General features: G+C 65.6%; 13 protein-coding genes and 2 pseudogenes. 2 read left to right on the top strand and 13 right to left on the bottom strand.

From position 1 onward, the window contains the following. From BRAS3809_RS25940 to BRAS3809_RS25985, 10 genes and pseudogenes are all read right to left on the bottom strand, one after another. Positions 1–596: pseudogene (locus BRAS3809_RS25940) on the bottom strand (tol-pal system protein YbgF); the annotation flags it as partial. 174 nt (positions 597–770) lie between these two features. Next, complete coding sequence (pal, locus tag BRAS3809_RS25945; RefSeq protein WP_170323330.1) at positions 771–1301, bottom strand: peptidoglycan-associated lipoprotein Pal; 531 nt, start codon at positions 1299–1301, stop codon at positions 771–773. Between the two features lie 242 nt (positions 1302–1543). Further along, positions 1544–2266, bottom strand: a complete 723-nt coding sequence (locus BRAS3809_RS25950) for an N-acyl amino acid synthase FeeM domain-containing protein (protein WP_170323329.1) — start codon at positions 2264–2266, stop codon at positions 1544–1546. 288 nt (positions 2267–2554) lie between these two features. After that, positions 2555–4894 carry a putative bifunctional diguanylate cyclase/phosphodiesterase gene (locus tag BRAS3809_RS25955; RefSeq protein ID WP_035658636.1) on the bottom strand — a complete coding sequence of 780 codons (2340 nt, stop codon included), beginning with the start codon at positions 4892–4894 and terminating at the stop codon, positions 2555–2557. Positions 4895–5144: 250 nt separating this feature from the next. Beyond that, positions 5145–6503, bottom strand: coding sequence for a Tol-Pal system beta propeller repeat protein TolB (gene tolB / locus BRAS3809_RS25960; protein ID WP_052523486.1), 1359 nt, complete (start codon positions 6501–6503; stop codon positions 5145–5147). Positions 6504–6541: 38 nt separating this feature from the next. Beyond that, entirely contained in the window at positions 6542–7552 is a 1011-nt protein-coding gene (tolA, locus tag BRAS3809_RS25965) for a cell envelope integrity protein TolA (protein WP_008964991.1), read from the bottom strand. After that, the gene (locus BRAS3809_RS25970; protein WP_008964992.1) at positions 7549–8028 is read right to left on the bottom strand and encodes a biopolymer transporter ExbD; all 480 of its coding nucleotides are present in this window, start codon (positions 8026–8028) and stop codon (positions 7549–7551) included. The genes tolA and BRAS3809_RS25970 overlap by 4 nt, the downstream gene beginning before the upstream one ends. 51 nt (positions 8029–8079) lie before the next feature. Then, positions 8080–8763, bottom strand: coding sequence for a protein TolQ (gene tolQ / locus BRAS3809_RS25975; RefSeq protein ID WP_035658639.1), 684 nt, complete (start codon positions 8761–8763; stop codon positions 8080–8082). 462 nt (positions 8764–9225) lie between these two features. Then, positions 9226–9714, bottom strand: coding sequence for a DUF2852 domain-containing protein (locus tag BRAS3809_RS25980; protein ID WP_035658642.1), 489 nt, complete (start codon positions 9712–9714; stop codon positions 9226–9228). Between the two features lie 130 nt (positions 9715–9844). After that, complete coding sequence (locus BRAS3809_RS25985) at positions 9845–10570, bottom strand: TetR/AcrR family transcriptional regulator (RefSeq protein WP_008964995.1); 726 nt, start codon at positions 10568–10570, stop codon at positions 9845–9847. 142 nt (positions 10571–10712) lie between these two features. On the opposite strand from BRAS3809_RS25985, the gene BRAS3809_RS25990 reads away from it, so the two are divergent. Both BRAS3809_RS25990 and BRAS3809_RS25995 read left to right on the top strand, forming a co-directional pair. Next, positions 10713–11165 (top strand): MarR family winged helix-turn-helix transcriptional regulator, encoded by a 453-nt coding sequence (locus tag BRAS3809_RS25990; protein ID WP_008964996.1) that lies wholly within the window; start codon positions 10713–10715, stop codon positions 11163–11165. A 49-nt stretch (positions 11166–11214) separates the two neighbouring features. Then, a complete protein-coding gene (locus BRAS3809_RS25995) occupies positions 11215–11616 on the top strand; it encodes a DUF1398 domain-containing protein (RefSeq protein ID WP_008964997.1) in 402 nt (133 codons plus the stop codon). Positions 11617–11711: 95 nt separating this feature from the next. On the opposite strand, the gene BRAS3809_RS26000 is transcribed toward BRAS3809_RS25995, so the two are convergent. The 3 genes and pseudogenes from BRAS3809_RS26000 to BRAS3809_RS26010 all read right to left on the bottom strand — a co-directional run. Beyond that, a complete protein-coding gene (locus BRAS3809_RS26000; protein WP_008964998.1) occupies positions 11712–12083 on the bottom strand; it encodes a hypothetical protein in 372 nt (123 codons plus the stop codon). A 24-nt stretch (positions 12084–12107) separates the two neighbouring features. Continuing rightward, a complete protein-coding gene (locus BRAS3809_RS26005; RefSeq protein ID WP_008964999.1) occupies positions 12108–12524 on the bottom strand; it encodes a YciI family protein in 417 nt (138 codons plus the stop codon). 32 nt (positions 12525–12556) lie between these two features. After that, positions 12557–12752 (bottom strand): annotated as a pseudogene (locus tag BRAS3809_RS26010) (YciI family protein); the annotation flags it as partial.

Here is a 12752-nt window from a genome sequence, read left to right on the forward strand (position 1 = left end):
GGAGCGCCCTGCGGGTAGCGGCCGCCCGGGGCGTTGGCGACAGCGCCCGGATCCACCGCCGGCCGGCCGGCCGGCTGGCCCGCGCCGGGCTGGATCGGCAGCTGGCCGCCGCCGAGCGCCTGCGGGGCGCCGGGTGCATTCGGATTCTGGTTCGGGTCGAACGCATCGCCGCGACGGCGAGCGCCGCCAGCGGCCGGCGGGTCCTGCGCAATCGGCGGCGCAGATGCGGCTTGGGGCGGCGGATAGCCCGGCTGCTGCTGCGGATAAGCCGGCTGCTGCTGCCCGTAGACCGGCTGCGCCGGCTGCCCATAGGGCGGAGTGAGCTGGGTCGGCGGCGGAGCCGCCGCGGTCGGCTGGGCGGCGGGAGCGGCCGCCGGCGCTCCGCTCTGCAGCTGCCGAAGCTGCTCCTGGAGCTGGCGATTGCGATATTGCAGCTCCTCGTTCTGGCCGGTCAGTTGCCGGAGCTGGTTCTCGAGCCGCTGGATCCGGATCTCCGGATCGTCATCGACCTGGGCGAATGCCCGCGTCGAAAAGCCCTGGACGGAAAGAACGACGAGCGCTGCGACAACCGCGGCGGCGCTCCTGGAAAGAGACATGAACGACATGCTGCCCTGACGACCGGATCGGCGAGAGGTTGGAAAACATAGCCCAATGGGCGAGGCTGTACGGCAGAACCGCCATAGAGACAAATGACGTTCAAGCGAAGACAAAAAGATGAAGCCGGCGTCGATCTCCGACGCCGGCTTCATCAGCAACTGGTTTGTTCAGATTTATGAACTGGCGTTCAGCACGGTGACCGCGCGACGGTTCTGCGACCAGCAGGAGATGTCGTTACAGACCGCGACGGGCCGCTCCTTGCCGTAGGAGATCGTGCGCATGCGGCTCTGATCGATGCCGCGCGACACGAGGAAGTTGCGGACCGACTGCGCCCGGCGCGCGCCGAGGGCGATGTTGTATTCGCGGGTGCCGCGCTCGTCCGCATGGCCCTCGATCGTGAAGGAGTAGCGCGGATAGTTCTGCAGCCACTGCGCCTGCTTCTCGAGGGTGGCGATCGCCTGCGGCGTGAGGTCGGTCTGGTCGCTCTCGAAGAACACGCGATCGCCGACGTTGACGACGAAGTCCTGCTGGCTGCCCGGGGCCGCCGCGCCGCCCGCCATGGCGTTGGCGTCGGTCAGGCTCTTGTTCGCGCACGCGCCCATCGACAGCGCGACCGCGAGCACGGCAGCCAACTTCAATCCCTGGAGGATACGCATCTGATATTTCATTCCCGGAGCCTCCACGCTCACGTTCTCAACTGCCATCCGGTCTACAGGGCGATGGTTAAGCGAACGTTCCGTCAACCTTGATGGGGTCTTGCAGAACCCCGTCAAATGCTAACGAAACCCGAAAAAGCAGCCCCGATGGTTAATGGGTTGTAAATGTGGCGCCAGGGTGAAGGCAAGCGGTCGTGCGCCTTGAGCAAGGCGCCTTTTCGCTGATTCCTGCGGGAAAGTCGCGGATTGAACCTGGCCGACAGCCTGGTTCGCGCGATCAGGGCCGGCGATCAGCCGGCTTTTGCGACCGGCTGAATCCTGAACGAATCACTGAACGCGTCGGGAGCCGGACGATCGAACAGCATGCGCCGCTCGAACGCGCTCGAACGCATGAACGGGAAGCGCTGGAACACCCGCTCACGGATCCTGGGATAATGGGCCGCCACGAGCCCGACCGGCTTGGTCAGGCCGGAGTAGAGCCGCGGCTCGCCCCATGGTTCCTGCAGGAACACCTTCTTGTAGAAGGCCCTGTGCTCCGGCCGCACATTGGCGAGACCGATGTCGGCGTTGAAATGGGCGCAGGCGACGTAGCCGAGCCGGACCGTCACATAGGGCAGCGCCGGAAACGACCGGGCCTTCTCATAGTCGGCGACGAACCGCGTCGGATCGATGATGACCTTGCCGCGGTCGAGCTCCGGATGCAGCAGATCGGCGAACATGTCCGACGACAGCGACCGGCGCCATTGCGCGTTCAGCACGCTGATGCGGATCGAGCTGTACAGCTCACCATCGACGTAGACGCCGAAGATGAAGCTGTTGGGAAGATCGTCATACTGGTCGGTGACGCGCTCGCTGGCCGAGGGGAGAATGGCGCCTTCACGGAGATAGGCGCGGTAGCGTAGCCGATAGATCTCGTCCTTGTCGTCGGCGGTCAGCGCCAGCCGGTAATCCACATTGTCGAGCGCATCCAATTTATGATCAGCAACGGCAGTCACTTTAGCCGCCGATTTCATTCGCAACCCCTTTTCACACAACCCTTACGAGCACTAATGAGATTAACAGTGCGTTAATTGGGATGCAAAGCTTTCGCCGGTACACGGTTAACGGCACGTAGAATCCCGGTGCCGCAACCGAGACTTACAGAGGAGCCGGCAGAGCGATGAGGGTTCGCTTCGGATCAACTGCGTGCCGATTCGAAACGAACTCGCGCGCGATGCGCGCGTCCTGCCCCCGGCTGGTACGACGTCCGGTTGTCTTGCATGGCTGGTCGCGGAGCCATGACTCCGAGGCAGAGCCGGTGATCAGGCGATCGAGCGGGTGCCGCCGATGGCAGCCAACGGCTCATCGATCGTCCGCCGCCCGTGCGACGCATTGAGCAGCTGGCGGATCCGCACCGCCGGCACGGGCCGGCTGAACAGGTACCCCTGCGCCTCGGTGACGGTGCCGTCGACGCTGACCAGTTCGAGCTGCTCGTTGGTCTCGATGCCCTCGACGACGACCGACATGCCGAGATCGGCCGACAGGCGGGCCACGCCGCGCAGCAAGGTCAGAGGACGGTCGCTGTCGATGCCCTCGAGGAAGGAGCGATCGATCTTGACCTTCTCGAGCGGGAAGTTGTGCAGATAGCTGAGGCTCGAATAGCCGGTGCCGAAATCGTCGAGCGAGATCCGCACGCCGAGCATGTGCAATTGCGACAGCACGTCATGGGTCAGCTGCGTGTTGCGCAGCAGCGACGATTCGGTGATCTCGATCTCGAGGCGGTGCGGCGGCAGGCCCGAGACTTCGAGGGCGTAGCGCACCTCGCTGAGCACGTCGCGCTGGTGGAACTGCTGCGGCGAGAAGTTGACCGCGACGCTCACCGCCTCGGGCCACTTCATGCATTCCAGGCAGGCCTTGCGCAGGATCCAGCGGCCGAGATCGACGATCAGGCCCATGTCCTCGGCGACCGGGATGATGTCGACCGGCGAAACGGTGCCGCGCACCGGATGATTCCAGCGCAGCAGCGCCTCGCAGGTGGAGATCTTGCCGGACTTGAGATTGACCAGCGGCTGATAGAACAGCTCGAACTCCTCGCTCGCCAGCGCCTTGCGCAGATCGAGCTCGAGGATGCGGCGCGCCTCGACGGTCTGGGCGAGTTCGTCGCGGAAGAAGCAGAACGTGCCCCTGCCCTCGGCCTTGGCGCGATACAGCGCCATGTCGGCGTTCTTGAGCAGCGTATCGGCGCTGATCCCTGGCGCCGTCATGGCGATGCCGACGCTGGCGCCGATCTCGACCAGGTGATTGTCGATCTTGTAGCGCTCGCTGAGCTGGTCGACGATGCGGCGCGCCAGCACCGCGGCGTCGTCATTGGAGCGGATGTTGCGCTGGAACACGACGAATTCGTCGCCGCCGAAGCGGGCGACGAAATCCTCCGGGCGCAGCATGTCGCGCAGCCGCTCGGACACCGCGCACAGCAATTGATCGCCGCAGGGATGGCCGAGCGTGTCGTTGACCTGCTTGAAGCGGTCGAGATCGACGAACAGCAGCGCCGACAGCTCGCCGTGGCGCTGCGGGATCTTGAGCAGGCGCTCGATCTCGTCGCGGAAGCTGACGCGGTTCGGCAGGGTGGTGAGCTCGTCGTAGCGGGCGAGGTGCGAGATCCGCGCCTCGGCATGCTGACGCTCGGTGATGTCCTCGAGCAGGACGACAGCGCCGCCATCGGCCATCGGCTGGAAGGTCCATGACAGCGAGCGGTCGCGCACGATGTCGGGATCGCTGGTGATGATGTTGTGCGTCTTGGTGTGCTCGATCTCCGACAGGATCATGCGGCCGCTGGGGGCCGAGATCGCACCGGAGATGACGCAGGCATTGATGATGTCGGCCGCCTTGCCGCCGCGCTGCAGGATGTCCTCCGGCAGGCTCATCATCTCGCCGAAGCGGTGATTCATCACGGCGAGACGCCCGTCGGGCCCGAACATGCACAGCCCGTGCGGCATGTTGTTGAGCGCGGTGTCGAACTGCTTGGCCAGCGCCGCCTCGCCCTCGCGCGCCACGAAGGCCTGGACGAAGATGCGCTGCAGATTGGTCGAGATGTGCTTGAGCGACATGAAGAACAGCACGCAGAACGCCGCCATCCCCATGTAGTAGGGACTGCCATGCAGCGCGAGCGCCATGGCCAGGGGTCCGCAGGCGAGCAGGATCTGGACGTGGAAGATCCAGGGACGGCCATAGGTCCGCCCCGCCCCCGCCGACATGTAGCAGAGCGTGACCGAGATCGCGATCAGGTGGACGACCGGGTCGCTGTTGTCGACCACGGCGACGACGCACCAGACGCCGAGCACCAGCGCGTACAGCATCGCGCCGATCTGATAGCGGATCTCCCAGCGCGCGACCGCCTCCTGTGTCAGCCGCCCGCTGTCACAGAGGTGCCGGTAGTAGCGCATGTCGAGCGAGCGAAGCCCGCCGGCGACGATGAGCATGACCGCGCATGGCCACAGATTGGAATCGCCGCTCTTCATGGCGGTCATGACGGCCGCGACGGCGGCGCAGAGTGCGCCGGCGAACATCGGACCTGGATCCTGGAAGAGAGAGTCGACGAGAGCCGCCTGGATGGACGGCGACAACTTCTGTTCGTCTTCTCTGGTCTGACTGGCAAGCTGCATTCGGACGCACGCGTTCGGTTCGGTGCGCAAACATTACCGTTCGCAGATGAAGTCTTTCTGAGGGAACATCGTTAGCGGACCGTTTCCATCGCCGCAAAGCGCAGGAATTCCCTCGAAAATTCAGCAGACTAGGCAAACACTACCCAGTTGCTGCAACGAATGGTTCTAATATTTTGGAGAACACGCATCGCGCGACTCAAAAACTGGCGTCCACCGTGACGTTAGCGGGCCGTCGCCGGCCCGCTCCCGGTCACGACAGCAGCGGCGACCAGGCCGGATCCGACGCGTAGCCGGGCGTCGGCACCTTCTGCTCGAAGCGGCCGGAGACGTCGATGCTGTAGAGCGAGGGACCCGCGGTGCCGCCGGGATCGCGGAAGAACATCAGCACGCGGCCGTTCGGCGAGAAGGTCGGACCCTCGTTGTGGAACCCGGCGGTGAGAATGCGCTCGCCCGAGCCGTCGGTCTTCATGATGCCGATCGCGAACTGGCCGCCGCCCTGCTTGGTGAAGGCGATGTAGTCGCCGCGCGGCGACCACACCGGGGTCGAGTAGCTGCCCTCGCCGAACGAGATGCGCTGCGCGTTGCCGCCATTGGCGGACATCACGTAGATCTGCGGCTTGCCGCCGCGATCGCTCTCGAAGCAGATCTGGCTGCCGTCGGGCGAGTAGCACGGCGAGGTGTCGATCGCCGGCGTGTCGGTGAGCCGCGTGGTGGAGCGCGAGCGCAGATCCATCACGAACAAATTCGAATTGCCGCCCTGCTGCAGGCTGAGGATGATGCGCTGGCCGTCCGGCGAGAACCGCGGCGAGAACGACATGCCCGGAAAATTGCCGACGATCTCGCGCTGGCCGGTCTCGATGTTGAACAGATAGACCCTGGGGTCGCCCTGCCCGAACTCCATGTAGGTGATTTCCTGGCTCGACGGCGAGAACCGCGGCGTCAGCACGAGGTCGGCGCCGCGGGTGAGATAGCGCACATTGGCGCCGTCCTGGTCCATCAGCGCCAGCCGCTTGACGCGGCGCTCCGACGGCCCGCTCTCGTCGACGAACACGACGCGGCTGTCGAAATAGCCCTTCTCGCCGAGCATGGCCGTGTAGATCTGATCGGAGATGATGTGGGCGATGCGCCGCCAATATTCCGGCGCGGTGACGTATTGCTGGCCGGTGCGCTGTTGGCCGGAGACCGGGTCCCAGAGCCGGAACTCGGCCTTGAGCCGGCCATCGGGCTGCCGTGTCGCGCGGCCGGTGACGATGCCCTGGAGGTTGAGCGGCCGCCAGCTCGCGAGCTGGGGCGGCGCGTCGAAATTGCTGATGCGCTCGGGAAACGCCGCTGGATCGACCGGTGCGAACAGGCCGCTCCGCTTGAGGTTGTTGTTGATCACCTGCGCGATGCCGTTGGCGACGTCGCCATCGCCCGCGCCGCCCGGCACGAAAGGCGGAATCGCGATCGGGATCGGCGCGAATTCACCCGGTTGAATCGGCACCTGCTTCTGCGCCAGGGCGGACCGCGGAGCACCCAGCCCTGCAGCGCCGAGCGCGACCGCCCCCGCGATCAGCTCACGCCGGGTCGGCGAGATGAGCGAGCGGCGCAGTTCAGAGGAATTGTTCATGTCGTGAATTCGCCTCATGAGGACAACCATAGACCTCGTTACGTCCGCCGTGAGTCTTCGTTGAACACGGGCTGGAAAAAGCTCCAATCATCGTAGTACTGGGCCGGCAGATTGTAGGGCGCGCACGCAATGATCGCGCGCTGGGCGCTGTCGCGATAGGACTGCAGAAACGGCGTATTGGCCGCGCCGACCGGAACGGGCGGCCCCTCGAGCGAGCCGTCGCGACGCAGCCTCACATTGAACGCGACGACGGGATTGGCGTCGACGCTCGTGTAGGGCGGCTTCCAGCACCGATTGACCTGCTGCTGGAACAGCGCGATCCAGCTCGCCGAATTCTCCGCCGCCGCGCCGCCCTTGGTGCCCAGCGAGGCATTCGCATTGAGCTCCGGTCCCGTCACCGCCTGCCGCGTCGGATCCTTCTGATTGAGCAGGTTCGAAATCCGCTCGGCGTCGTACTTGCGCTCGCTCTTGTGCTTCGGCGGCTCGGGCGTCGCGGCCGCCGTCTGCTGCGGCTTCGGCGGCTGCTTCGGCTTGTCCTTGTTCAGCACGCTCGCGATCTGGTCCGGATTGAACGCATCCGGCTTCTTCTCCTCCGGCTTCGGCTTCTCGGCCGGCGCGGGCTTCGGCGGATCCGGCTTCTTCTCGGCCAGCGGCTTGGGCGTGTCCGGCTGCTTCTCGACCGGCTTCGGCGGATCGGGCTTCTTCTCGACCGGCTTCTCCGGCTTCGGCTTGGGCTCCGGCGCGGCGTCGGTCTCGGTGACCTGCTTGGTGTCGACCTTGCCGACGATGTCCTCGGTCGGCTTCTTCTCGCCGATTTTGTCGGCGAGCAGCTTCTGCGCGTCCTTCTTGCCCAGCAGCGCGCCGGCCTTGGCTTTCGAGATGTTGTCCTCGGAGATCACGTCGACCGGCACCAGGTCCTCCACCGGCGCCACCATCGAGCGCGCGGAGAAGCTGAACAGACCCCAGCAGACCACGGCAACATGCAAGGCCACGGAAAAGAACGTGCCCTTGCGTGTCCGCACGAAGTGCATGAGGTCTTCTGACGTCATGAGCCCTGTTCCGGCAGCACGACGATGCTGGCGCGATAGCCGGCGTCGCGGGCGAGGCCCAGCACCTTCATCATGTCCGAGTAGCAGGCGTCGCGGTCGCCGCGGATCTTGACGACGTTGTCCGGCCCGCCCGCGCCGGCCTCCTTCATCGCCTTGATCTTCGGCCCGAGCTCGTTGATCGCGATCGGCGAGTCGCCGAGATAGACGTCGACCTTGGAGGCGCAGCCGCCGCCGGTCTTCTTCACGGTGACCTCGAGCGGCGGCTTGGCGTCGGCCGTCGAGGCCGAGCCGCCCTGCGCCTGCGGCAGGTCGACCTGGATGTTCACCGTCAGGAGCGGTGCGGCGACCATGAAGATGATCAGCAGCACCAGCATGACGTCGACCATCGGCGTGACGTTGATCTCAGCCATCACCTGCGCTCTGCGCCGACCGCGGCGACCACCGCCGCCGGACGCGCTGCCCATGCTCATGCCCATGTTCTGGTGCTCGTTCTGGTGCTCACGATCCGGACGTCACTATACCTGCCCTCATCCCCGCTCGTCGATCTGACGGGACAGGATGGCCGAAAATTCATCCGCGAAGCCTTCCAGCCGCTGCGCCTGCCGGTTCACCTCGGAAGAGAACTTGTTGTAGAAAATCGTCGCCGGAATGGCCGCGATCAGACCGATCGCGGTGGCGAACAGCGCCTCCGCGATGCCCGGTGCGACCACCGCCAGCGAGGTGTTCTTCGAGGCCGCGATCGACTGGAAGCTCGTCATGATGCCCCAGACGGTGCCGAACAGGCCGACGAAGGGTCCGGCCGAGCCGACGGTGGCGAGCACCAGCAGGCGCCGCTCCAGCCGTTCCACCTCGCGCGCGATCGACACGTTCATCACCTTCTCGATGCGCATCTGCAGGCCGGCGAAGGAGCGCGCATGGCCCTCGAACGAGCGCTTCCACTCGCGCATCGCCGCGACGAAGCAGGCCGCCATCGACTGGGTCGGCTTGGCCGACAGCACCCGGTACAGTTCCTCGATCGACTCGCCGGACCAGAACGCCTGCTCGAAACGGTCCATCGAGCGGCGGGTGCGCGAATACAGGAACATCTTGTCGATCGCGATCGCCCACACCCAGACCGAGCAGGAAATCAGGCCGATCATGATGATCCGCACCACCCAGCCGGCATTGGCGAACAATTCGATCAGGGACAGGCCGGTGCCATCGCCAGTCATCCGCAGTATCCTCTCAACCAACCATTCCGGTGTTCCCGGAACCATGCATTCGCCGTTCCACGGCGAGTGCCGTCGCGGCGAAAGCGCCTACGCGAGAACACCCTGAACTGATCGCTTTAAGAGGCCCGCCGAAGCCATAAGCGGCCTGCTTCCTCTGCCAACGTGTCAAAACAAGGGCTCGCGGCGCGCGTAAGCGCCCCTTAACCAAACCCCCTCCGGGGTTAAGGCGGGGTTACCGCGGACATCCACGGAGGTCAAAGGGCCAGCCGGGACAGCCAGATAGAGCCTTTGTGATCAGGCGCTTGGCGGTTCCGCAGACATTCGGCTGGCGAACGGCAGCGGCGAGCCGCCGCAGCCAAGGCGGTATCCCGGAACGCAAGACGCCCGCCAGCGACAATCGCGGGCGGGCGTCTCGTGCCGTCAGGGCGGGGGCTGAGAGCCCTGCGGCTCAGGATCGGTCGATCAGTTCGACGGCTGGTCGTTCGGCGGCGTCGACGGACGCGGCTTGTGCTGGGCCATGAAGGCGTCGAACTCTTCCTTGTCCTTGGCGTGGCGCAGCCGGGTCAGGAAGTCGCGGAACTCCTGCTGCTCCTCTTCGAGCCGGCGCAAGGTCTCCATGCGGTATTCATCGAAGGCGCGGTTGCCGCTCGAGGCCGGCTGCGAGAAGCCGAACCCGAAGCCGCGGCGCTCCATCTTGTCGCGCATGCGGTCCATCTTCCACTGCATCCGCTCCATCTTGTTCGCCCAGCGATCACCGCCATTCCAGCACGCCATCTTTCTGCTCCCGAGTGTGAAAAAGAGAAGGGCAAGTCCGATCGGCCACCAGATGATGAAGCCGAGCACGGTCACGGCGATCCAGCCGGGATGCCAGGGCGACTCCATCATGTGGGGCCGGTACCTCTGCTCCTCCTCCGAACCGCGCCAACGATTGACATCTGCGGTGTAGGCCATCTCCCTCTCCATTCGCGGCGCCATGCCGTGTGAATGTAAATAACATTTACATAGCTAGACCAACCCGGGATTTTGTCAAGGCGGCCGCCTGACGCGCCGCCCGGATTATTTTTCGCAGTCCGTTGAACCTTTATTTGGGCCGGCCCCAGGGCCCCGCCGGCTTCTCGTCCTCCGGCAGCGGCGGCGGCTCGCCGCCGGGCTTGCTGGCGGCTTGGCGGTCGGTGCTGAAGCCGAGCCCGCGCAGATAGATCAGCACCTCGGCTTCGAGGAGCTCTTCCGGCGACATCGGCAGCTTGCGCCGCGCCGCGTCGCCGCGCGCGAACAGCGAGGCGATGCCGTGCGCCATCGACCAGATGTGCAGCGCCATCATCATCGCCGGCGGCCGCGGCACGCCGGGCGGCGCCAACGCGGCGAGCCGCTCCGCGGCCGCGCGGATCACGCCGAACGCACGCTCGCCGGCCGCCTGCAGACCTGCCGTCGAGTCGGCCGGCACGCCGGATTCGAACATCGCCGAATAGAACGCCGGCTCCTCGCGGGCGAAGGCGAGATACGCCTTGCCGACGCGCTCGAACGCGGTGACCGTGTCGGGGCGGCCGTCGTCCCAGGCAGCCGAGAGCCGCGCCTCGAACTGCTCGAAACCGCGCTGCGCGATGCTCGACAGCAGCTCGTCACGGTCGCGGAAATGCCGGTACGGCGCAGCCGGGCTGACACCGGCCATGCGCGCGGCATCGGCGAAGGTAAAGCCGGCGGCGCCCTTCTGCGCGATCAGGTCGAGCGCCGCCTGCAGCAGCGCCTCCTTGAGGTTGCCGTGATGATAGCCGCGCTCGGCGCGGCGCTGCTCCTTGCGCCAGCTCATGTGAAGGGCTTTTACATGAGCCGGATCGAGAGACGCCAGCGCGACTTTTCGAACGTGCACGGGAATAGCGGCTCAGACCCTGCTTGATCGTTGACTAGGAAACCAAATGACGATAGTTTCCTAGTCAACCATAGGATGTCTCATGTCTGCAGTTTCTCAGCTTGCTGATCACACCGGGTTCTGGCTGCGGATGGTCTCCAATGCGGTGTCGCAGGACTTCGCCCGGAAGGTGGCGGGACAGGGCGTGACCGTCGCGGAGTGGGCCTTCATGCGGACGCTCTACGACCAGGATCCGATGTCCCCCTCGGCTCTCGCCGGCCTGATGGGGATGACCAAGGGCGCGATCAGCAAGCTTGCCGACCGCCTGCTGGTGAAGGGGCTCATCGTCAGGACCGAGACGCCGCAGGATCGGCGCGCTCACCGCCTGTCGCTGACGGTCGAGGGAAAGGCCAAGGTGCCGGTGCTGGCAGCCCTGGCCGACGACAATGACGCTGCCTATTTCGGCGTGCTGGCCAAGCAGGACCACGACATGCTCCGCAGCATCCTCAGGGGCCTCGCCGAGAGCCGCAGCCTGAAGGTCATGCCGGTGGACTGAGCGTCCCTCGCCCACTCGCCCCAACCGTTCCAAAAGAGAGGATGCCGACATGGACGCGCACCAGATCGCCGTCGCCAAGAGCTGTCTCGATGCCGCCCATGATGGAAGCCTCGGCTTTCCGGAGATCGTGGGCCGGCTGATGGCGGCCGGCTTCGAAAGCTACGCGGTCGATTATCGCTGCAACACCCAGAGCTGGTATTTGCCCGACGGTGATCATCTGACACTTCCGATGCAACCGGCAGCCGGACACGTGGCATCGACGTTCGATGTCCCCATGATCGAGCGTCTCGTCCGATGGGCGCAGACCAATCCCGCCGACTACAGCTACACGGCCTTCTGCGAGAAGGCGAAAGCTGCCGGTTGCGCTGGTTACATCGTGTCGTTTCTCGGCCGCCGCGTGGTGTATTTCGGCCGCTCCGCCGCGACTCATGTCGAGCATTTCCCCGCCTGATGCGAGAGCCAGCCGCGAGGCCAAACGCTCCACTCGGCTCATCGCAACGGATGCGGCGGATCGCGCGGCCATAGCGACGCGATCCGCGCGCCAACCTAGGCGCCGCCCGGGATCGGCAGCACCGGCATGACCTCGACCCGCTCGCCGGGGAAGATCGCGAAGTGCGGATGATTGACGAACATCTTCGCCGCATCCTCGTGCGAGGCGGCGCGGACCACCGTGAAGGCGCCCATCTCGTTGGCGATGTCGTTGATGCCGCCCTTGTCGACGCGCTTGGTCTTGCCGAGCGGCCCGCCCATCGCGACGATCGCATCCTTGTGGGTGTCGACCCAGGCGTGCCAGGCCTCCATGCCCCGCCGCTCCCGCGCCTTGCGCTCCGTCTCCGGCAGCGCCTCCCAATCTGTCCAGGCCGCGCTGGTCCGGCTGCCGAGAAACATTGCGAGATAGGTGTTGCTGGTGTCGCTCATTGCACTCCTCCTCTTGTGAAGCGGTCAGGCGCGGCCGGCATGAGGCAGCTCGGAAAAGCCTGCCGCGGCCTGCTGCACCTCGTCTGAAAAGTCCGACATCTCCTGAACCTGCCGGATCTCGATGATCTCGTTCTCGGAGGCCGGGCATCGCTTGGCCCAGGCGATCGCCTCCTCGCGCGAGCCGACCTCGATCATCCAATAGCCGCCGAGCACCTCCTTGGCCTCGGCGAACGGTCCGTCGGTGACGACTGGCTGGCCGCCGGGGAATGCCACGCGCGCGCCCATCGACGGCGGATGCAGCCCGTCCAGCGTGATCAGCACGCCGGCATCCTGCAGCGCCTCGTTGTAGCGCATCATCGCCGCCACGCGTTCGGGATCGAGCTGCACATCCGGCGGCGCGCTCTCATAGCCGAGCGGGATCATCAGCATCATGAATCGCATCGTGCCTGCTCCTGTCCTGATCCGATGGCGCGTCAGCTGTTCGCCGCCAGCGCGCGCAGCCGGTCCTCCTGCGCGCGCAATTCAGGTGTGAGCGCCGCGCCGAAATCCTCCGCGGCATAGATCTGCCGGATCTCGACCTCGCCGCTGGGAAACGGCGCGCGGGTCATGGCCTCGATCACCTGGTCGAGCGACTCCGCCTTGATGATCCAATAGCCGCCGACGAGATCA

The sequence above is a fragment of the Bradyrhizobium sp. STM 3809 genome (assembly GCF_000239795.1).
Classification (GTDB): domain Bacteria; phylum Pseudomonadota; class Alphaproteobacteria; order Rhizobiales; family Xanthobacteraceae; genus Bradyrhizobium.

Excerpts from the sequence above, each read along its gene's own strand:
- pal (WP_170323330.1), bottom strand. The coding sequence starts at position 1,301 with ATGGCAGTTGAGAACGTGAGCGTGGAGGCTCCGGGAATGAAATATCAG.
- BRAS3809_RS25950 (WP_170323329.1), bottom strand. The coding sequence starts at position 2,266 with ATGAAATCGGCGGCTAAAGTGACTGCCGTTGCTGATCATAAATTGGAT.
- BRAS3809_RS25955 (WP_035658636.1), bottom strand. The coding sequence starts at position 4,894 with ATGCAGCTTGCCAGTCAGACCAGAGAAGACGAACAGAAGTTGTCGCCG.
- tolB (WP_052523486.1), bottom strand. The coding sequence starts at position 6,503 with ATGAACAATTCCTCTGAACTGCGCCGCTCGCTCATCTCGCCGACCCGG.
- tolA (WP_008964991.1), bottom strand. The coding sequence starts at position 7,552 with ATGACGTCAGAAGACCTCATGCACTTCGTGCGGACACGCAAGGGCACG.
- BRAS3809_RS25970 (WP_008964992.1), bottom strand. The coding sequence starts at position 8,028 with ATGGGCATGAGCATGGGCAGCGCGTCCGGCGGCGGTGGTCGCCGCGGT.
- tolQ (WP_035658639.1), bottom strand. The coding sequence starts at position 8,763 with ATGACTGGCGATGGCACCGGCCTGTCCCTGATCGAATTGTTCGCCAAT.
- BRAS3809_RS25980 (WP_035658642.1), bottom strand. The coding sequence starts at position 9,714 with ATGGCCTACACCGCAGATGTCAATCGTTGGCGCGGTTCGGAGGAGGAG.
- BRAS3809_RS25985 (WP_008964995.1), bottom strand. The coding sequence starts at position 10,570 with ATGAGCTGGCGCAAGGAGCAGCGCCGCGCCGAGCGCGGCTATCATCAC.
- BRAS3809_RS25990 (WP_008964996.1), top strand. The coding sequence starts at position 10,713 with ATGTCTGCAGTTTCTCAGCTTGCTGATCACACCGGGTTCTGGCTGCGG.
- BRAS3809_RS25995 (WP_008964997.1), top strand. The coding sequence starts at position 11,215 with ATGGACGCGCACCAGATCGCCGTCGCCAAGAGCTGTCTCGATGCCGCC.
- BRAS3809_RS26000 (WP_008964998.1), bottom strand. The coding sequence starts at position 12,083 with ATGAGCGACACCAGCAACACCTATCTCGCAATGTTTCTCGGCAGCCGG.
- BRAS3809_RS26005 (WP_008964999.1), bottom strand. The coding sequence starts at position 12,524 with ATGCGATTCATGATGCTGATGATCCCGCTCGGCTATGAGAGCGCGCCG.